The following is a 21,049-nucleotide window of genomic DNA, read 5'->3' as shown; positions in this document are numbered from 1 at the left end:
CGGTTCCGGCTTCCTCAGACAGCGCTTATTAACAGCATCTGATACCGGTCAGCGGTGATTTATCCATTCCCATGCGCAAATGCCAGTCGTGGAAATCTTCAATCATATACGGATACAATTCAAGTGTATAATAATAAACGGGATTCGGGATACCAATCATTTCCGAATATAAAAGCAGTAAAAATAAATCATCCTGGTCACGCAGTTCTCTGGCGATTTCCTGGCGGTGCGGCATACTCAATACCTCTTCATAAAATGCCACAAGTTTCTTCAGCTGTTCAAACATGAGCTCACCTCTTTAAATCGTGAAGGGATCAGCATAATGCCTGATCCCTTTTGTTCACTATTTTGTGTTTTCATCCAGGTCTTCCGGTGAATCCATATTTTGCGTTAACGTACTGAATGCCGTTAGAACAATCCAGATAGCAAAAACAAATATGATGGAACCGAGCACAAACAGCAGCATTTTCGGATCGCTGCCGAACCATGACCATTCAAACACAACTTGTTCGAACATCGCCCACAATGTCATAAACATCACAAAGATCATTGGAATCAATGTGAACAAATAATTACTTCCCCGTCGTTTAAGCCAAATGGATACGAGCAGCAGACTGATACCAGCCAAGAGCTGGTTTGATGTCCCAAATAACGGCCAGAGCAAGTAACCGCCAGAGCCAAATCCTCTTGACCCTTCAGGCATCAACACCAGAACCGCACTCGAAATAACAGCTACAGATGTTGCCACATGCGTTTTAGTCAGCGCAGGCACTTTATATTCAATGCCAAGCTCAGCAATGATATAACGCATCAGTCTTACAGATGTATCAAGGCTCGTAGCTGCAAAACTGACAACGATAACCGATACAATCGTTGCAGCAATATCAGCAGGAATGCCTAAGCCTGAAGCCAATACGCTGGCCCCTTCAACAAACACATTCAGACCAGCCTCATTGGCTGCGGTAAAACTGCTGTAGGTCCCAAAAAATTCATCTGTCGTGCCAAAGAACGTTACGACTGCCAAGATGGAAATCAGCGCAAGTGACCCTTCGCCGACTGCTCCAAAATAACCGACGAAACGTGCATCAGTTTCTTTGTTGACCTGTTTAGAAGATGTACCACTCGAGACCAGACCATGAAACCCGGATATCGCGCCACATGCAATTGTGATAAATAGCAGCGGGAACCATGATGTATCAGCACCTGGGTTTGTAACCGGCGCCGTAATCTCCGGATTGGTAAACAGCAAACCTAAATATAAAATAGCAAGCCCGACGACAAGTTGATGTGAGTTAATAAAATCCCTTGGCTGCAGAAGTTTCCAAACCGGCAATGTCGACGCGATATAAACATAAATCATTAAAACTAGAATCCAGATGAAAAAAGCACTATTAACGGCGCCAAGTCCAAATAAACCGGCACTGCCCTCGCCGCCAAAGTATGAAACCAAATCAATCTGCAAAAAGCCGATACGGCTCGCCAGAACAGCTGTCAAATACATGACAGCAAGTGCAATGACAGACGGCAGAAGCATTTTTGTCTTTCCCTTATACACCGCATATCCAATCCAAATGGCAAGCGGAATTTGAATGAATACAGGAAGAACACTCGCTGGGAAGGAAACAAAGAGATTAGCAATGACCCAGGCAAATACGGCATTTACCATTAACACAAGAATAAGAATAATAAATAAGAACAGAATCTTAGCCCTCTGTCCGATCAGCTTATTAGCCAGTGTGCCGATTGATTGCCCTTTATTGCGGATCGATACTGCCAGTGTCCCGAAATCATGGACACCTGCTGCAAAAACGGTACCAAGAACTACCCATAAAAGTGCGGGAAGCCATCCCCAATAGACGGCTATAGCAGGACCGAGAATCGGCGCTGCCCCAGCAACCGATGTGAAATGGTGTCCCCATAATACAAACTTGTTTGTCGGAACAAAATCCACCCCATCTTTGTACCGGTGTGCCGGTGTAACATAGTCCGGGTCAAGACGGAATATTTTCTCCGCTATAAACTTGGAATAATAGCGATAACCCAGTGCAAAAACAACAAGACCAATAATGGCGATTAAAATACTATTCACTTCTCTGCCTCCCTTTTGTTTTTGGAAAGTTCAGAACATATGACCCTCCAGTACATTTTATGTATTATGGTTGTGGCTAGTACGACTCTATTTTATTGTAAATACAGTTAAAAGTAAATATTGCGAATCTTTGTTGTAGAAATTACCCCGACAACGCTTCCTGACGCTGCCGGGGCAATTATAGCTATTCTCTGCCCATACCCCGTAAAAATTGGAGCAGCATGGTGATGCTTCGATTAATTTCCGGATCTTTTAACGCTTTTATCAGATCCATATACGACGTTTTTTCCGGAGCTTCAGAAGCAGCCGCTTCCTTCACACCATGATTCAGACGACCGGCAAACGACTGCAGGTCCTCCATATTCATATCACCCAAGAGCAACACTAAATTTGTAAGGTTTTCCAGAATCTTTGAATACTGCGGTTTGTTTAACTCCCGCATAACATGCTCCAGCGCATCTTCACGATGTTTCACAAAGGCATTGACCATATCCAGAGTCCCGCTCTGATTCAGGGATTCCAGCAAATCGATCCCTTTTAAAATAGCTTCTTTATTTTCGCTGACGGACTTCGCAACTTCATTCAGATTTCTTTCCCGGAGGGTTTCTTCAGGAATCTCCTTACGCTTAATCCTGGAAATTTGTTCAGCCATGCTCCTTCACCTGACTTCCCGGGAATTCATAATCGTTTCGCTCCCATTTCCGCTCAGGCTGGACGCCGACTTGCGGCTGAGGGTTACCGCGTCTGAAATTATTCGGCGGAAGCGGACTTTTGCCTTTCTTCTTGAGCACTTCCATTTTCACGGCTATTTCCTTGAACGCCGGTGTATCGGTATCTTTATCAACCCGGTTGTCAGTTAAATAGTTAACGGCTGTTTTGCCATTATCATTCAACGGCATATACAATTCCCTTCCGCTCACTCTGCCTGTAATGTGTACGGGACCTGTCACTTCTCCGGCTTCAGAAATCAATTTCACTTCAGCACCCTCGTTTATACCGCGTTCTTCCGCCAGTTCGAGCGAAACTTCAATAAATGCACTCGGCATTTTACTCGAGATGGCTTTTGATTTATAGGTCATATTGCCCTCATGGAAATGCTCAAGCACTCTGCCATTATTGACATGTAAATCATATTCGTCGTTCGTCTCATACATCAGTTCATAGTCCAATGGATACAGCTTAGCCTTATTATCTTCAAACGGAAACCCGTCAACAAACAATAGTGGTGAATCTGTGCCATCAGCAGCAACCGGCCATTGCAGGCTATTGTAATCGGTCAGTCTATCATAACTGACACCGGCAAATAATGGTGCAAGCGATGCAGACTCATCCATAATATCAGATGGGCTGTTATACCCCCAGTCATACCCAAGCCTTGCTGCCAAATCAGTTATGATGGTCCAATCCGGCCTGGAATCACCGACGGGATCAAGTGCTTTGTACAGTCGCTGGATCCGCCGTTCAGTATTTGTAAACGTTCCCTCTTTCTCAAGACTTGGAACAGCAGGGAAAATAACATCGGCATATTTCGCTGTTTCCGTTAAAAATAAATCCTGAACCACGAAGAATTCCAGCTTCTCAAATGCAGCCGTTACATAATTGATATTAGCATCAACTATCCCGGTGTCCTCACCCAGCACATACAGGGAGTGAAGCGTGCCTTCATGGATGGCGCCAATCATTTCGTGGTTGTCTTTCCCAGGTTCAGCCGGAATTTCAACCCCCCAGGCATCTTCATAACGCTTGCGGACATCATCATCTGCCACTTTTTCATAGCCCGGGAAGAAATTTGGCATGCTTCCAAAATCACTGCACCCCTGAACATTGTTATGACCGCGTAAAGGATAAGCACCGACTCCATTCCGCATATAATTGCCGGTGACCAGCAGCAGGTTGGAAATCGCTGTACTGGTATCACTGCCCAGCTGATGCTGCGTTACACCCATTGCCCAGCAAATTGCAAGCTTATCTACGCTGACAATTTGTTCCGCAATTTGTTTAAGTTCATCTTTGGAAATGCCTGATAATTCCTCGGCATAATCCAACGTGAATTTTTCCAAGGATTGTTTATATGCATCAAAATCATTGACCCATTTATCGATAAAGTGACGATCCTCCCAGCCCTGGTCGATGATGTATTTCGTGACAGCTGACAGCCACACAAGATCTGTTCCGCTTTTCGGCTGGAAAAACTTATCAGCACGCTGCCCCATCTCATGCTTCCGCAAATCAAACACATAGAGCTTCTGACCGAATAATTTTTGTGAGCGCTTAATCCGTGATGCCAGTACTGGATGAGACTCGGCTGTATTGGAACCGATCGTTATAACCATATCAGCTTCCGCAATATCATCTATCGACCCGGAGTCACCGCCATGGCCGACTGTACGGAAAAGCCCTTTCGTTGCAGGAGACTGACAATAGCGCGAGCAGTTATCCACATTGTTTGTACCGAACACTTGACGGGCCAGCTTCTGCATGACGTATGATTCTTCGTTGGTAGCTTTTGATGAGGCGATAAACCCTAAGGCGTCGCTGCCTTTATCAGCTTCGATTTCGGAAAAGCGCTTAGCAGTATAATCCAGTGCTTCGTCCCAATCAACCTCAACAAAAGAATCGCCCTCACGGATCAGCGGTTTTGTCAGCCGCTCCTCCGAGTTCACGTAATCCCAGCCAAACTTTCCTTTCACACATGTTGAAATACCGTTTGCAGGAGAATCCTTCTGCGGCTCAACTTTCAATACTTTACGATCTTTTGTCCAGACATCAAATGTGCATCCGACACCACAGTATGTACACACGGTTTTTGTCTTTTCAATGCGCTCCTCGCGCATTGAAGCCTCTGTGTCGGAAACTGCAAATAGCGGGCCGTATCCAGGTTCAGCGTTTTTCGTTACCTCAATCATGGAACGTAATAACCCTGGCTCGTGATCGGTCATATAGCCGGCCTCTCCGACCATTGGGGTCTCCATCAAAGCGTTGCATGGACAGACAGTTACACACTGCCCGCAACTGACACATGATGACTCATCAATCGGAACGTCATTATCCCATACGACACGCGGCTGTTCACGTTCCCAGTCGATCAGCAGCGTTTCATTCACCTGTACATCCTGACAGACTTCTACACAACGACCGCAAAGAATGCACTGATCAGGATCATAGCGGTAAAAAGGGCTTGAACTATCGACCTCGTATGGTTTTGGCTCAAATGGTCGTGACTGGTGTTCAAGTCCAAATTCCGCCACTGTATTATGAATTTCACAAGTCCCGTTATTGTAATCGCAAACAGTACAATACAATTCATGATTTTCGAGAATACGGTCCAGCGCTTCCTGCTGCGCAGCATTGACAGGCTCCATTTCGGTATTCACTTCCATGCCTGCTTCAACTGTTGTCCCGCACGCCCGTACAATCGCTCCATCCACTCTGACCATACACGTGTCACATGTCTGGACTGGCCCAAGTGACTCGTTGTAGCAGATTTGCGGTACAAATTTGCCTGTTGTATTAATCAGATCGAGCAGATTCTGCCCGGGAGCTGCCAGGTATTCTTCCCCGTTAATCGTTACCAGAACATGCTCCTGATCCTGCATCTTATCCCCTCCAAGAATTATTAATGAATACCCTTGCAAAAATGTATACGCGATTTTTTGCCGCTTAATATATATTGCTATATTTTTAATATTACAATATATTATACTGAAAGTAAAAGCACAACTCTTTCGAATCTTTAGAACCTGTTCGGTAATCATTTTAAGTCTGTGAATAACGCATTTTCGCTTCTTTCATTCTCCGCATGACCCCTCTTATCCAAAGCGAAATTAATAGAGAAATAACATGCATGATACCAAATATGATCAATACCAATTCATAGCTGTTTGTATTATCATAAATCAATGATAGAAGCATTGGTCCGACAACGCCAGCAACCGCCCAAGCAGTTAGAATATAACCGTGTATCGCACCCAGCTGCTTTGTTCCGAATAAATCCCCAATGTAAGCAGGAACGGACGAAAATCCTCCTCCATAACAGGAAACGATCGCATAAACTAGAATCTGAAATATGATTACCGATGTTATAACCGGCAGCAAAAAGTATGAAACAATTCCGATGATAAAAAAGATGGTATACACATTCGGTCTGCCAATGTAATCCGAAATCGTGGCCCACCCCAGTTTCCCAGCACCATTGAACAGCCCCATCACCCCTACCATTGTAGCTGCGGCAACAGATGACATACCAGTTATTTCCTGTCCTATTGGGGATGCAACAGAGATAATGGCAATACCTGTCGTGACGTTAAAAAATAACATCATCCATAACATCCAAAATGGTTTCGTTTTAATTGCCTGATTGGCAGTCATCTGCGAAAGGTCCTCTTTTTCATACTTTTGTTCGTTAGCTTTTTCATCTTTCATTCCTTTGGGTTTCCAGCCTTCAGGAGGCGGAGCCAAATATTGTGAGGCAGCCATCATAATGACGAGATAACTTGCCCCCAAAATATAAAATGTATTTGATATCCCTACTGAACTGACCAAAGCCTCTCCTGCAGGGCCACTGATTAGTGACGCAAAACCAAACCCCATAATAGCAAGCCCTGTCGCCAGCCCCCGGTGGTCAGGAAACCATTTAACAAGCGTTGATACTGGTGCTATATAACCGATACCAAGTCCGATACCGCCGATGATACCATAGAAAAAGTACAATAAAATCAGTGATTCAAAAGCAGTGGCAAGGCCCGTTCCCATAACACCTGCTCCAAAGAACAAAGCCGATAACATACCGGAAATACGTGGTCCCCGTTTCTCAACAAACTTACCCATAAAAGCAGCAGAGAATCCCAGCAAAAAGATGGCAATACTGAAGGCTAACGAAATCTGGCTTGTGCTCCAGCCAAACTCATCGGCCATTGGGTTTGTGAACACACTCCAGGCATACGCTGAACCTATACAAATATGTATGCCTACCCCTGACAAAGCAATCAACCAGCGATTTTTCACTTTCTCCATACTACCCCTCCCAAATCTGAGGATATATAATTCTTTTGTTTGCATTTATATTTTTGCAATAAAGCACGTATTCAAGATTATTAAAAAATCTATACATGGCATAAAAAAAGGCATCCTGTAAGCGAATGCCTTTTTTTATGCCGGGTTATTAAAATAATTTGCCCTGCCGATAGATAATGGTGGAGATTTTCATCACCGCATGAATATAGCAATTTTGCCGTAACGGGAATGGATCGCCATAAAATTCAGGCAGTATCGTATCATACGTATGTTTCATTTTCTCAAACATGCGATCATATACTTGTTCTTCGCTCAGAAATTGCGTCTCTCTGCCCTGCAGCCATTCCAGATAGGATACGATCACACCGCCAGCATTTGCAAGAATATCCGGTATGATAATGACACCATTGTCACTCAAGTATTGATCAGCCTCACTTGTCACTGGCGCGTTCGCACCTTCGACAATGATTCGTGCTTTAACATCCTTCACATTCTCCTGGTGAATTTGCGATTCCAGGGCAGCCAGGATTAACACATCTGTATCAAGTGTCAGCAGGTCATCACGATCCCGGATAATCGCCTTAACGTCAGCTTTGGCCAACTGGTCTTCATTTATTGGCAAATCACCCTCGTGATCGTTTGCAAACTCAATCAGATTCGGAATGTCTAACCCCTCTGAATTATACATTGTGACATTGTGATCACTGACAGCGACCACTTTATTATTCAAATAGTTACACTGGTACGCTTCAAGCGCTGCAACAGAACCAACATTGCCAAACCCTTGCACGGCAATCGACAGTGGTTTATCGACATGTTCCAGAGCCGTTTTGGCAAATCGGTTATCACGTTCGGAGAGCCATTTTTCCTGTTTTTTCACAAAGTCGTTCATCATGTAACGAAAAGACAGGTAAACCCCTTTACCAGTCGCCTGTTTTCGGCCCAGCGAACCACCATTCATAACACTTTTCCCGGTGAAGCTGCCCCTGTACGGCATACCCGGATGGATGTTTTTATATTCGCCCATCATCCAGTCCATTTCCCTTTCACCAGTTCCCATGTCCGGTGCGGGTATATCCTTATCCGGACCAAGATTCTCATTGAAATTTTGAACATATTTTTTGCAAATCAAGTTCAATTCTTTATTCGAATATTCTCTGGGGTTAATGATGACCCCGCCTTTTCCGCCCCCAAATGGAACTTCGTGCAATGCATTCTTCAACGTCATGAGTGCAGCGAAATTACCCACTTCTTCTTCGGAAACTGTTTGATGAAAGCGAATACCGCCTTTATAAGGGCCCAAAATTTTATTATATGCTGCACCCGAAAGGCAGGAATTCGTTCGACTTCACCGTTTTCAAGCGAAACGCGCAGGTAAGATTTGTTGACGTGATCCGGTGTCGATAGAATTGAATGCAAGGAAGAAAAAGCTTTCTTCCGGTCTAGACCTTTCAAATCAGGTAAAAATGATTGGTCATCCATTAATGCATCCAATGATTCCTTGACAATTGCTTCAGTACTGTTTGCCATATTATCACCTTCTGTCTTTGGTATTTGGATAGTTAATAGTTCATTTATTGTATATATAACCGTTTATCACAAAATCTTAACATTTTTTTCTGAATGATTACTAGAATATGACCAATGCAAGAATGGCAGCTGCGAATAACCCGAGCATCACCGGCAAAAAGTTTTTCCTGACCAATTCCATAACCGACACGCCGCAGAAACCAGCAATTGCAATCAGTGAAGACCAGGCGACAATCGTTCCACCACCGGTCCAGATCGAGCCCATCTGTCCGATGGCAGCGAGCGTTCCTGCATCAACAGATGCGGTTTCCAGCGATGCGGCCAATGCACCCGTGAGTGGCAAACCGGAAAAACCTGAACCGTCAAGTCCGGTTATAATGCCAATAATCAGGATACTAAAAACCGTCAACAAAGCACTTTCCGGCAAATAACCCTGTGATGCCTCAACCAGATCAAAAAGGAATCCGGGTGCTTCTTCCTCTATGCCAAGAATGTTTCCGGAGAAATCCGAACTTCCCATGAAAAAGAACCCGGCAATCGGGATAACCGGTCCCATTGCTTTAAATGCAAAGACAAATCCTTCTGTAATATGGTTGGTAATGTAGTCCAAGGCTTTTTGACGCCCGAACGCTATCGTGGACAACAGCAGCAATATGACAGCAACACCACCGACAAAAGCTGCACCTTCCCCGCCTTCAAATCCTGTCATTCTTCCTGAATTAAGTTTTGTGAACATCATGAAAATAACAACAGCCAGGAGAGAGACCGGAACCAATACTGCAAATACTTTGCTCCATGTGTTTAAGTGGACTGATTTAGCCTTGTTTTCCGATTCTTTTTCCATTTGCATCTGGTTCATTTCAATTTCATTCAGTTCACTGTCTTTTGAACGGATGGTTTTCCTGTATAGCAAGTATGCTGTTCCAATGGCAACCCCACCGGCTATCAGGGACAAAACAATTGCTTTGTCCGCGACAAGTGCTGTATCGATTCCTGCTGCTGTCGCCGATAGATTAGGAGCAACTTGCACAATGTAGTCAGAGGACAGAGCCATTCCCTGCCCTGCCAGTGCAACGGCAACGGCGGCGGTCAATGCCGGAAGACCCGATCTGATAGCCGCCGGAACAAGCAGCGCACATATTAATGGTACTGCCGGAGTCGGCCAAAAGAATAGGGATATCACGTAGGTTACCGCGACCAATACAAAGAACGAAACGTGGCCATTGACCATTAACTTCTGGATCGGCTGAATCATTCGTTTATCAGCACCGAGGTCACGCAATGAATACAATAAAGCTATCATAAAGGTAATGATCAAAAAGATATTAAAAAGTTCTTTCGCCGCAACAAGGTTGGCATTAAAGATTGCAGTGAAACCATCCACAATACTGCCTTGATAAACCCAGGCGACTATAAACGTTCCCAGTAAGGTTGGCAGCACAACACCTTTACGGAAAATCATCGTTAAAATGATTGTTAAAGTGAATATACCGTATAGCCAATGGGAAAGGGTTATTTCCACGTCGAACACTTCCTTTCTAAACTGTGCTACAGCCTATGCACATCGAAAGGAAGCGGTGATTATGCCTCGAATGGCGTCTATTAAATTGTGAACTTCGGGATTTTCACCATTATGTCGATTCTTTTCATCGGCACATTCATTGCACAGCAATTTACCATTTTCCTGAACCCCGTCAAAAAATCCATTTTCACAATAGACATTTTTACCGCATTGCTGACATTCCCCAATGAGCTCCCGCATGAAAATCACTCCTTTTTATAGACAGTATATATGAAAAAAATAGCCTTTTTCATCAAAAAGACTATTTTTAAAAACAAAATCTTTCAGCCGGAACTGCTTAAGAACTGGCATTGTGAGCAGAGATTAGAATGTCTTAAGCCGCTAGCAGCAAAATTCTCGGCTGTTTGTGAAACAACAAAAAGACTGCAATCACGCTGATAATGATGGATGGAATGATATAGGAAGCATTATACAGGAACGAGTAAACCCAGACAGACTGCCCTTCCACAGCAGATTCAAAAAATACCACTCCTGCTGCAAAGTGGGCTGCAAACCGCACCATACTTCCCAGAATTACCCCGATCGTTATATACGTGAGATACACTTTTGTATTGCCTGACTGAACGGCTTCCTGAATCTGTTTTGCAAAAATGCCAGCAAAACCGATTACTGTAAAAGCCAATGCATAATCAATAAACCCTTGTATAGGATGTAGCACATAGCCAGTACCGACAGCTATTTGCAAGATCCCCCATAAAAACCCTGACAAAAGCCCGCCTCTCAGCCCCCATCGATAGGCAATGATAAACACCGGAATCATCGCAAGCGACACCGATCCGCCCTGTGCCCAAAGCTTGATTGATAAAAACGGTATAATGTCAAGCATGAGTGCCAAGGCTGTAAAAACGGCTACTTCAATCAAAAATAATGTACGTTTGGAACGCATCGTAACTCCTCCCCTTTGCCGGCGGAATGGCACCACCTGCTGAATTTGCGCACAAAAAAAGCAATGCCAAGGGGAAGCTTCCTGATGGGAACTCCGCTCACACTGCTATCTATTCCATCAAAAAAGCCACCATTCCTGCGCTAGTATTAACTAACAGGTTCGAAGGGTCAGAACAGCAACCTGTTCACTCTCAGCCAAACGGCTCCCCCTGCAGGCTTCTTAATTATGCTTTTTTTGCTACTTGTATTATAACGTATTGGTAAATCGTTTACAAACAATTCTTTATATATCCTTCAGCCCTTATAACAATCATTCTCGATTAAAACCGCCTTTTGCTTCTTCCCTGTTTCGGTGACATAGTTATTTTTGAACCATGCCCAAATAGAAGTCACCACTATAAAAACAAATGAAATCGTCTGGTCGACCATTTCGGCATCAATCGGAAGCGGCGATCTTCCAAACATAACGAGAATCTGGTTCAATAGTGCCACAGCAAGCGCTACCGTTCGTATAGCAGTGCCTTTATCCATCGTTATCCCCCTATCTGTCCTTCTAGATTGCACTATTATAGTGTGCGGACAGACAGCTTTTCGGAACGGCTGGGTTTCTGTGAATGAGTTAACCGCTTTTTAATATCAGCCAAATAATAAATACCCGCAGCAGACCTTGATCTGTGCGGGGTATTGTTATTTCTTCTGGTTTTTTCGCTGAATTGGAATAATACCATTTGTCATTTTACTGGCTATACCAGCAAATCCGACGCCTGCAATAGCAATGATAATAATAATCGCCAGAAACTGAACGATAAACGCAATCATCTCACCTGGAATGGCAGACGTGATATAGCGGCTGCCATAGTATAGAATGACTGCCGACACACTGACAACCCCGACAAACGTGATGAAGACCCCGATAATTTGAGGTATTGACAATTTCCTCCAGGTTTCTTTATGTTTAAAGGCGACATAAATCATATAAGCAATTAAAACGAGTGCTATAAGTAATGGGCGTGTCATTGTATCTGCTCCTGTTTCATTATATTGGGAAATCAACTGCCATTAAAGGACCGATTTTCACTTTTTATTCATGAATGGGAATATTTGTTTCAACTGATTGCTTCAGCGCCTGCAAGATGTATCCTATACCGCCGTATGGCAATAGAGGATACACCCGGGGCATATCTTCGGCAAAAGTGCCGTTAATGACAGGTTTATATTTTTTCCCGGTAAGAACAACGAGCCGATCGAACTGATCCAACTGCTTATCTATTACCTGTCTGATTAATTTATCACGTGTTATGATCTCATCACTTTTTTGGCCAAACGTGACATCATACTGACCGTCAACTATATCATCAGCCAGTAAAAAACCATGCTTGGCCGAGAGAATCACCCACTGGTCTGTGAACATTTCCGCATATTGTCTCGACCGCTGATGCAATGTGCCTATATAGGCATCTTTTGCCGGTACCGCACCCATTTCAGGCTGTTTATCCCAGATCTTTTTCCTGCCACATGGGATGATACTTAACTCCGTCATAATCGACCACTCCGAATCTATTAATAAGTATACCACGGAAAACATGTTTAGCGAAATATACACCGGGAAAATTTATACTGAATTCAAGATAAATATTGAATAATTACTTGACAGCATTTATTTATCATTATATACTAGGTTACGTAAAGTAACTAATGGAGGGATAATCATGACAAGAGAGAAATTTAATGTAGACACAGTACACAGTGAAGTAGGATTTTCCGTAAAACATATGATGATTTCAAAAGCAAAAGGACATTTCAATGATTTCGATGCTGTCATCGAGGCAGATCCAGACAACCTGGAAGATTCAAAGGTAGAAGCAACCATTGATGTATCCAGTATTGATACAAAAAATAAAGATCGTGATGATCACTTGCGTTCAGGTGACTTCTTTGATGTTGAAAACCATCCAAAAGCGACATTCGTTGCGACTGACATCAAGAAAAAATCAGACAACAACTATGATGTAACAGGAGACTTCACATTGGTAGGCACAACAAAGCCGGTTACATTCAATGTTGTTTCTGAAGGACAAAGTAAAGACCCAATGAGCGGCAATATCGTTGCCGGATTCAGCGGTGAGACAACCATTAACCGCAAGGACTTCGGTCTTTCTTGGAACGCTGCACTGGAAACAGGCGGCGTTCTCGTTGGAGAAGATGTTAAAATCACTTTCGAAATCGAAGCACACAAAGCTGAATAATGGAGTTAAAAAATGTCACCATTGCGGTGGCATTTTTTACTTTTTACCGGACCATACAATCCTTGCATTTCGCAGTGTTCCCCTTCGTTCAAGCACTCGTTAAGCTGATCAAAGTAACAATTTTAACGCATTGTTGATCTCTTTTTTGTTTAATGATGCCTATTATGAGGTATGGATTATTATATAGATATTTCCAAAGGAGGATATACAGTGGCTTTGAATGTAACACAAAAATTAATTAAGGACCATCTTGTATCCGGTGAGATGAAACCTGGCGCGGAGATTGGTCTCCAAATCGATCAGACTCTGACACAGGACGCTACCGGAACGATGGTCATGCTGGAACTGGAGGCAATGGGGCTGGACTACGCCAAAACTGAAGCCTCAGCTCAGTATGTGGACCATAACTTAATACAGGAAGACAACAAGAATCCGGATGATCACCTGTTTCTGGAAAGCGCGGCACAACGTTTCGGTCTGCACTTTTCAAGGCCCGGGAATGGTGTGAGTCACCCCGTGCACATGCAGCGGCTGGCTATCCCCGGCAAGACACTTCTCGGTTCAGACAGTCATACATGTGCCAACGGGTGTATGGGCATGCTTGCAATGGGGGCCGGCGGAATAGACGTTGCCATGGCAATTACCGGTGAACCGATTTACATTAAAATGCCGGAAGTGATGGGTGTCAAGTTAACCGGCAAGCTGCCTGACTGGGTAAGTGCAAAAGACGTTATTCTGGAAATGCTCAGACGCCACGATGTTAAAGGCGGTGTCGGAAAAATCATTGAGTATTACGGTCCTGGACTTGATGACCTGACAGCTATGGATCGACACGTCATTGCCAACATGGGAGCAGAGCTTGGGGCAACAGCCACCGTTTTCCCTTCAGACAATGAAGTCAAGCGCTTTTTGAGCATGCAGGACCGCGAGAATGACTGGGTTGAACTGACCGCAGACAATAATGCTGCCTATGACATACATGAAGAAATTAATCTTTCCGAATTGGAACCATTGGTCGCCAAGCCATCCAGTCCCGGAAATGTCGTTCCAGCCCGTGAACTTGCTGGGACCCCGATCTATCAATCTTATATTGGTTCATCAGCCAATCCGGGATACCGGGATTTTGCCATTGCGGCTGAAATTGTAAAAGATCGGAACATAGCAACCGGCGTATCATTCGATATCAACCCGACATCCAGACAAATGCTTACAAATCTGGTGAAAGAGATGCATATTGCAAGTCTCTTACAGTCGGGCGCCCGACTTCACCAGGCCGGTTGCAACGGATGTATCGGCATGGGGCAGGCACCTGCATCAGGACGTAACAGCTTGCGGACAACACCGCGTAACTTCCCGGGCAGATCGGGCACAAAAGAAGACAGTGTATTTCTGTCCAGTCCGGAAACAGCAGCGGTATCTGCATTAACCGGTGAGATTACCGACCCAAGAACAATGAATTTCCCTTATCCAAAAGTGACTGATCCAAGTGAGCCGAATGTAGATGACCGCCTGCTTGAAAAACCGCTTCCGCCTGAAGAGGCACAGAAAAAAGAGCTTGCTAAAGGGCCAAATATAGCATCCATTCCGGCTATGGATAGTTTACCGGACACATTGGATGTACCGGTGTTATTAAAAGTCGGCGATAACATATCCACTGACGAAATTCTTGCCGGCGGAGCTCGTGTGCTGCCATACCGCAGTAATCTGCCGGAAATCAGTAAATTCACTTACGAAGATGTCGACCCGACTTATGTGGACCGAGCAAATGTAACAAAAGAAAAATCCGGCCATACCATTGTCGGCGGCCTCAACTACGGTCAGGGCTCAAGCCGGGAACACGCTGCATTAGCCCCCCGTTACCTTGGCTTGCGTGTCGTTCTTGTAAAAGATTTCGCCCGCATCCACTGGCAAAATCTTGTAAACTTCGGAGTCCTGCCGCTTAAGTTTACGAATGAAGACGATTATGAAAAAATTGAGAAAGAAGCAGTACTCCATTTTGAGGATCTGCGCAGCCAAGTGAAAAACAATGATAACATCAAACTGACACGGACAGACAGCGGCGATGAAATTATCGCTGAACATAATCTATCTGAACGTCAGCGTGAGGTTATTCTGAGCGGCGGATTAATTAACTGGATCAAAGACCGCCAGCAAAAGGTATAACGTCATAATATAAGGTTGCTTTCTAATAAGTTGTTGCTTTGACGCAAAGTCCATAAACTGCGACGTAATGACAGTGTATTTTTTGTTCACGATTTCTGAGTACGAGGAATTCTCTCGCGCGAAATCTGGAGGGTGTCGCGCGATTCTGTGCCACTCTCGCGCGAAATTCAAGAGTGTCGCGCGATTCTGTGCCACCCTCGCGCGAAATTTAGAGCGCCACACGACCTTGTGCCAGCTTCACGCGATCGAACAACACAAAACTTCGATTGGAAGAAAAGCGAGTCATTCAGGCAGCAAAAGTATTCCTGCTAGGTTAATGGTTGAGAAATCGGGGCTTTGTCCGTCGTAAAATATAAAGTCCGTAAACAAAACTTAGCGAAGTGTATTTCCGAAGCGGTATTATCGCACACAAATTTTTCACCATGTCGCATTTTATATCAACTATGAAGAAGCAATACTTTTTACGAAAAGAGCCTGATAAAAAACCCGCCTGTTCCCTTTCATTCGAGAACAGACGGGTTTTTATTTCATTTCATCCTGCAAGCCATACCTTAAGCGCGTTTTCGCATTAACCATAAGAAATAGGGCGCGCCGATAATGGCGACCAAAATGCCGGATGGGATTTCATTTGGTGCGAGAAGCGTACGGCTCAATGCGTCAGCTATCACAAGCAAGGCGCCTCCAACGAGCATCGTTACAGGCAACAGCCTTTGGTTCGATGAGCCCACAAGCAGCCGTGACAGGTGTGGTGCAATCAATCCGATAAAACCGATAGATCCGACTGCCGCCACGCTAAACGCTGCCAGTATTGTCGCTATTGACGCAAGCTGAAATCGTGTTCGCATGACATTGACGCCAAGACCTTTTGCTGTGTCATCCCCAAGTGATAGCGTATCAAGAATACGGATCCGCATGAATAATAACGGTATCAAAATGAGCATAGGCCAGATCAGTAAATTAATGAGCTCCGACCAGCCTCTGGCATATGTTGTACCTGACAGCCACGTTAAAGCGGAAGCAATGCCCATATCGGCCTCAACAACTAATATTTGGATGATCGCCGAGCCAAAGGCCGAGACACCGATACCGAGCAGAGCAAGAATCGTCGGCTTAAACTGGGCCCGAGTGGCCATAAGCATCACAAACAGGAAGAACACAAATGAACCGGCCATGGCTCCGATCGGGACCCAGACGGCTGAGAGGCTGAACACATACATCGTCAGCAGTGCACCGACGCCGGCCCCGGAAGTAATTCCGATGACCGAGGGATCTGCGAGCGGGTTTCTCAGAACGCCCTGAAAAAGCAAGCCGCTGACAGCGAGAATCATGCCGCTGACCAAGGCGACCAAAGCCCTGGGCAAACGCAAATCCATCACAAGATCAAGCATAAAATCGTCTGATCCCCCGAACAGTGCGTTCCATAATAGAACCGGCTCAAACCCGTAGTTCCCTGACGCCAGACTGACGAACATCGTTGCAAAAATGATAGCGGCCAAAATAGGGATGATGACTTTCAGCGACATCTTTCCCGTTACTTTTCCGGCAATGACGGACGTATTTTCATCCCCGTATTTAGACCCTTTCATCTGCATAACCAGATAAATCAACCACGGCGCTCCGATAAGTGCGGTAATGGCACCCACAGGCAGTTCGGAAAAGGAGGGATCAATAAAACGTGCCAAAACATCCGCAAACAGCAGGACATTAGCGCCCCAAATAAATGACGCTATCACAAGCGGCAAATGTTTTCGATAGCCAATCAGCCGAATGATATGCGGTGCGACAAGACCGACAAAGCCAATCGGGCCAACGACGCTGACAGTAACAGACGTCAGCAATACAGCCGCCCCGACTGCAATAAATTTAACCGTGTGCACATTCTGACCCAAGGCGGTCGCAACATCATCGCCCAGCATAAGCGTATCCATCTTGAAAGTCATTAATAAAATAACCACAAGTCCGGCTGCCACAATCGGCAGTGAGAATTGGACACCGCTCCAATCATTTTGCACCAATGTTCCGGATCCCCATAAAAACAATCCGGCTGTTTCATTTTCATAAAAAATCTGCAGGACACTCGTCAGTGATGAAAACAGAAACGTCACAATCATTCCGGCCAACACCATGCGGACCGGTGATGCCTTATTCCCGCCAGAGAGGGTGAACACAATCAAAAATGTCATCACACCACCGGCGAATGCCGCAATAATGCCATTTCCGATCAAGGCTGCCGGAAAAAACACCGTACAGAAAACAACCGCAAAATACGTACCAGAATGAATGCCCAGCGTACTGGCCGATGACAGCGGGTTCCGCGTTACTGTTTGCAGGACGACCCCCGAAACAGCAAGCGTACCGCCCGCGATAACCCCCATCATGGCACGCGGCAGCCGCAACATGCGTACAGTATGGTGCTCTAAGTTATCACCCGGAGCAATGATTGCGTCAATAACTGTTCCTGGCGATAGCGAAACACTCCCCTGATTGATATGTATAAATGTCAGTATGCACAAAAGGACGGCTCCCCCTCCAAAGGTGAGAACCGCCAGCACTATATTCCGTAAACTTCTATTCATCCAATCACTCGTTTACCATGGCATCCACCAGTTGTTTGGCTAATACCTTATTTGACAGTACGCCGCCGAAAGTCCATGTATCACCGGGCAGCTGATGTGTATTGCCATTCTGCACGAAACTCAAGTTTTCCCAGACAGGATTCCCTTTAAAGTCTGATTCAAATATATTGTCTTCCTCCTGAACAATATACAGGAATTGCAGGTCCTCTTTGCCCTGGAAATTCTGCAGTGCTTCCACTGTCACTTCACTGTAGCCGTACACTTCCGGTTCATCAGTCGAATAAGCATTTTCAAACCCAAGTTTGTTCATGACTTTGCCTACCATGGAATTATCCGTGAATAAGCGTAGTGTTGGGGTATTCTGTGCCGTGAAAGCTTGTGTTGCGACAAATTGTGATCCTTTCAGTCCTGCATCTGCAACACGCTGACTTTGTTCATCGATAAACGCATTTAAATCCGAAATGGCCTGTTCAGCCTCGTCTTCTTTATCAACTACTTTTGCCAGCTTTTTGAATTCGCTAAGCATATTCCCGTAATGATCCTGAATAGCCTCTTCGCTATAAGGGGCAAACGTTATGACCGGCGCAATTTCTTTCAGCTGATCAAGATATTGCTCATGACGGAACTTCACTGCAATGATTAAGTCCGGATCCTGTCGTCTGATTGCTTCGAGATTCGGCTCCTGCCGCGTCCCGACATCTTTGACACTTTCATCAAACGCCTTATCAATGTTCACCCACTGATGAAAACCGTCCAAATCAGCAACACCCGCAGGCTGAATTCCCAGCGCAAGCAGGTTCTCAGCGTACGACCACTCAAGTGCCACGATGTTTTCAGGTGTTTTCTCAATCGTTTGTTCACCCATTGCATCTTCAATCGTCACGGATTCACTGCTGTCTCCATTGCCGCCATCGTCCTGATTACTGTTTTCCTGTTCAGCGTCCTCATCATTGCCACATGCAGCTAACAGCCCGATCATCAATAATAAAACCAAAACCGCAATTCTTTTCATGATCCTCGCTCCTCTATCCCGCAGTTATACCATTCAATGGAATCCTCAACAGGTGTACGGCCTTTAGTGCGGGGAGTTATTCTTGGATAGCCAATCTGTACAACTGCCACCAGCCGGTGCTTCTCGGGTGACAGACCAATATCATTGATGAATATATCATCCCGAAGTGTCGGTTTGGCAGTCCACATTGTCCCGATCTCTTTCGCCCATGCTGCAAGTTGGAAATTCTGTATGAATGCACAAACTGCTGCGTAATTTTCATCATCCAGATACCCGCCGTCATCTTCTTTTTCCATATAGAAAAGTGCATGATGTGGAACAGATCGGAAAAAACGATCATATGATTGCCGGGCACGTTTTAATTTTTCATCGGTAAGCGTATCCAAGAGACCCAGCCTTATGTAACTGTCAACAATTTTTTCACCAAATGCCGACCTTGCTTCACCTTCATATATTTTAATTTTCCAGGGCTCTTTTAAATGATGGTTCGGCGCATATGCCGCTTTATTAAACAAGTGAACCAGCAAATCCCTATCCACTTCTTCAGGTTGATAGTGAAGAATGGTACGTCTTTCCCGTATTGCTTCAAATATATCGATGACACTCACCTGCTTCAAAAGACTCAGTATAACTGAAAAAGATTCTCATTATCAACTATCATATTACGTGGCATAACCTAACCTGTCAAGAAATTTTTAGGCGTTGGTCATTTTCACGAATCAGCCAGTACAAGATAACCACGGGCAAGTTTAAAATCACACATCAATGCCAACTCACCCAACAGCATCCAATCAATCTCGGAGTGCTTATACAATCCGGAGATGATCTCGGAGGAAGCTCTTACCTCGCCGATTTCCGAGTGGCAGATCGCTTCAACCATCTTCAGTTTATCTGAAAGCTGTTCATCCAGGTCGCTTTGGTCTGTATTTCGATGTCATATTATCCTGAAAATGATCGTTCAAGTTCAATATATCCATACCCATAACCAAGACTCCTCTCCACTTTAAATTATAGCCAAATCCCCCATTAAATGAAAGCGGGGTTCTCCCCGCTGCATGTCAGATCAACTGATCATCCATTCGCGTGTATTATGACGTGGCCGAAGATAAAATTTCGATCGTCATATTACCATTATCAGCCGACGCCCGTATCAAAATCGGCCGTTTGTATTTGTTGGTAAACGCGAAATCAGGACCGTACCAGCTGACGGTCGCATCACGTCCGGGCGGTACATAAGGGACACTCCGGCTGTGTGAATAACGTTCAGTTATCTCAATGTTTTCCAAATTAACCGCATTATATAATGTCGATGAAACCTGACAAATCCCTCCGCCGATATCCTCGGCCAGTTCACCCTTCACGATGACCGGAGCACGTTTGTAGCCTTTCTCTTCCGTGCGTTTCCCAACGACATCATTAAAGGAAAAACGCTCCCCCGGAAAGACCACATGGTTATTAATCGCCTCGGCAGCCAGCTCAATATTTCGCGTTCGTTCTTTATTGCTTTCTTTAAAATTTGTCGTGTAATCACCAATTTTATGTTCACGGATTTCTGCCAGCAGTTCGCTGTCTACCCGCGGGTAAACCTTCCGTGTGGGCAATACTATCTTTTCAGGTGTTCCCCGGTAGAAATAATCCAGAAACAGTTTGTGGAACTTCTGACGGTCTAGTGCTTTTCCGGGCTTTTCTTCTATGATTTGCCCATCCTCATCCAATTTTGCATTGACAGGATCTTCATGCAATTTCTCATCAAGAACATCCATTTGCAGTTCGAGTTTTGCATCGTTAACCCATAACCGGTCAGCATAAAACATTTCAAAGTCCTCTTTCACGATTTTGTCCACCACCTGATCATCGTCAGTAACCGTCAGTGGAGCCGATGCCAATAAAAAGGACAGAATAACGGTCATCATCCAACCACCTCCTGTCCTGTAGTATTCGATAATAAGTTAA

General features: G+C 44.8%; 17 protein-coding genes, 1 pseudogene and 1 riboswitch. Of the genes and pseudogenes, 2 read left to right on the top strand and 16 right to left on the bottom strand.

The window, feature by feature from the left end:
• Positions 1–28 precede the first annotated feature (28 nt).
• The 12 genes and pseudogenes from ON01_RS07225 to ON01_RS07170 form a co-directional block, all read right to left on the bottom strand.
• Positions 29–286, bottom strand: a complete 258-nt coding sequence (locus tag ON01_RS07225) for a cory-CC-star protein (RefSeq protein WP_010530353.1) — start codon at positions 284–286, stop codon at positions 29–31.
• Positions 287–343: 57 nt separating this feature from the next.
• A complete protein-coding gene (locus ON01_RS07220) occupies positions 344–2,089 on the bottom strand; it encodes a carbon starvation CstA family protein (protein WP_010530352.1) in 1,746 nt (581 codons plus the stop codon).
• 184 nt (positions 2,090–2,273) lie between these two features.
• Entirely contained in the window at positions 2,274–2,741 is a 468-nt protein-coding gene (locus tag ON01_RS07215; RefSeq protein ID WP_010530351.1) for a helical membrane plugin domain-containing protein, read from the bottom strand.
• Positions 2,734–5,685, bottom strand: coding sequence for a formate dehydrogenase subunit alpha (gene fdhF, locus ON01_RS07210; RefSeq protein WP_010530350.1), 2,952 nt, complete (start codon positions 5,683–5,685; stop codon positions 2,734–2,736). Before fdhF ends, ON01_RS07215 begins: the two co-directional genes overlap by 8 nt.
• A 160-nt stretch (positions 5,686–5,845) precedes the next feature.
• Positions 5,846–7,102 (bottom strand): L-lactate MFS transporter, encoded by a 1,257-nt coding sequence (locus ON01_RS07205; protein ID WP_010530349.1) that lies wholly within the window; start codon positions 7,100–7,102, stop codon positions 5,846–5,848.
• 148 nt (positions 7,103–7,250) lie between these two features.
• Positions 7,251–8,632, bottom strand: a pseudogene (locus ON01_RS07200) (Glu/Leu/Phe/Val family dehydrogenase).
• Between the two features lie 100 nt (positions 8,633–8,732).
• Positions 8,733–10,154, bottom strand: coding sequence for a hypothetical protein (locus tag ON01_RS07195; protein ID WP_010530348.1), 1,422 nt, complete (start codon positions 10,152–10,154; stop codon positions 8,733–8,735).
• A gap of 33 nt (positions 10,155–10,187) precedes the next feature.
• Complete coding sequence (locus ON01_RS07190) at positions 10,188–10,394, bottom strand: hypothetical protein (protein ID WP_010530347.1); 207 nt, start codon at positions 10,392–10,394, stop codon at positions 10,188–10,190.
• A gap of 133 nt (positions 10,395–10,527) precedes the next feature.
• Positions 10,528–11,100: an energy-coupled thiamine transporter ThiT gene (thiT, locus tag ON01_RS07185; protein WP_010530346.1), complete on the bottom strand. Its 573-nt coding sequence runs from the start codon at positions 11,098–11,100 to the stop codon at positions 10,528–10,530.
• A 115-nt stretch (positions 11,101–11,215) separates the two neighbouring features.
• A riboswitch (TPP riboswitch) is annotated at positions 11,216–11,319 on the bottom strand.
• A gap of 74 nt (positions 11,320–11,393) precedes the next feature.
• On the bottom strand, positions 11,394–11,630 hold the full coding sequence (locus ON01_RS07180; protein WP_010530345.1) for a phage holin: 237 nt from the start codon (positions 11,628–11,630) through the stop codon (positions 11,394–11,396).
• A 156-nt stretch (positions 11,631–11,786) separates the two neighbouring features.
• A complete protein-coding gene (locus ON01_RS07175) occupies positions 11,787–12,116 on the bottom strand; it encodes a hypothetical protein (protein WP_010530344.1) in 330 nt (109 codons plus the stop codon).
• Between the two features lie 64 nt (positions 12,117–12,180).
• Positions 12,181–12,639: a DUF6884 domain-containing protein gene (locus tag ON01_RS07170; protein ID WP_010530343.1), complete on the bottom strand. Its 459-nt coding sequence runs from the start codon at positions 12,637–12,639 to the stop codon at positions 12,181–12,183.
• A 169-nt stretch (positions 12,640–12,808) separates the two neighbouring features.
• On the opposite strand from ON01_RS07170, the gene ON01_RS07165 reads away from it, so the two are divergent.
• A complete protein-coding gene (locus ON01_RS07165) occupies positions 12,809–13,345 on the top strand; it encodes a YceI family protein (protein ID WP_010530342.1) in 537 nt (178 codons plus the stop codon).
• A 210-nt stretch (positions 13,346–13,555) separates the two neighbouring features.
• The gene (locus ON01_RS07160; protein ID WP_010530341.1) at positions 13,556–15,508 is read left to right on the top strand and encodes an aconitate hydratase; all 1,953 of its coding nucleotides are present in this window, start codon (positions 13,556–13,558) and stop codon (positions 15,506–15,508) included.
• A 551-nt stretch (positions 15,509–16,059) separates the two neighbouring features.
• Here ON01_RS07160 and ON01_RS07155 read toward each other — a convergent pair.
• The 4 genes from ON01_RS07155 to ON01_RS07140 all read right to left on the bottom strand — a co-directional run bounded on the left by ON01_RS07155 (position 16,060) and on the right by ON01_RS07140 (position 21,009).
• The gene (locus ON01_RS07155; protein WP_029329034.1) at positions 16,060–18,084 is read right to left on the bottom strand and encodes an iron ABC transporter permease; all 2,025 of its coding nucleotides are present in this window, start codon (positions 18,082–18,084) and stop codon (positions 16,060–16,062) included.
• A 4-nt stretch (positions 18,085–18,088) separates the two neighbouring features.
• On the bottom strand, positions 18,089–19,096 hold the full coding sequence (locus ON01_RS07150; protein ID WP_010530339.1) for an ABC transporter substrate-binding protein: 1,008 nt from the start codon (positions 19,094–19,096) through the stop codon (positions 18,089–18,091).
• The gene (locus ON01_RS07145) at positions 19,093–19,704 is read right to left on the bottom strand and encodes a nitroreductase family protein (RefSeq protein ID WP_010530338.1); all 612 of its coding nucleotides are present in this window, start codon (positions 19,702–19,704) and stop codon (positions 19,093–19,095) included. The genes ON01_RS07150 and ON01_RS07145 overlap by 4 nt, the downstream gene beginning before the upstream one ends.
• Before the next feature lie 480 nt (positions 19,705–20,184).
• Complete coding sequence (locus tag ON01_RS07140; protein ID WP_010530337.1) at positions 20,185–21,009, bottom strand: VanW family protein; 825 nt, start codon at positions 21,007–21,009, stop codon at positions 20,185–20,187.
• Positions 21,010–21,049: the final 40 nt, after the last annotated feature.

Origin of the sequence: Lentibacillus jeotgali, assembly GCF_000224785.1 — a bacterium.
Classification (GTDB): Bacteria; Bacillota; Bacilli; order Bacillales; family Amphibacillaceae; genus Lentibacillus; species Lentibacillus jeotgali.
This window is presented reverse-complemented; position numbering and strand designations above follow the sequence as displayed.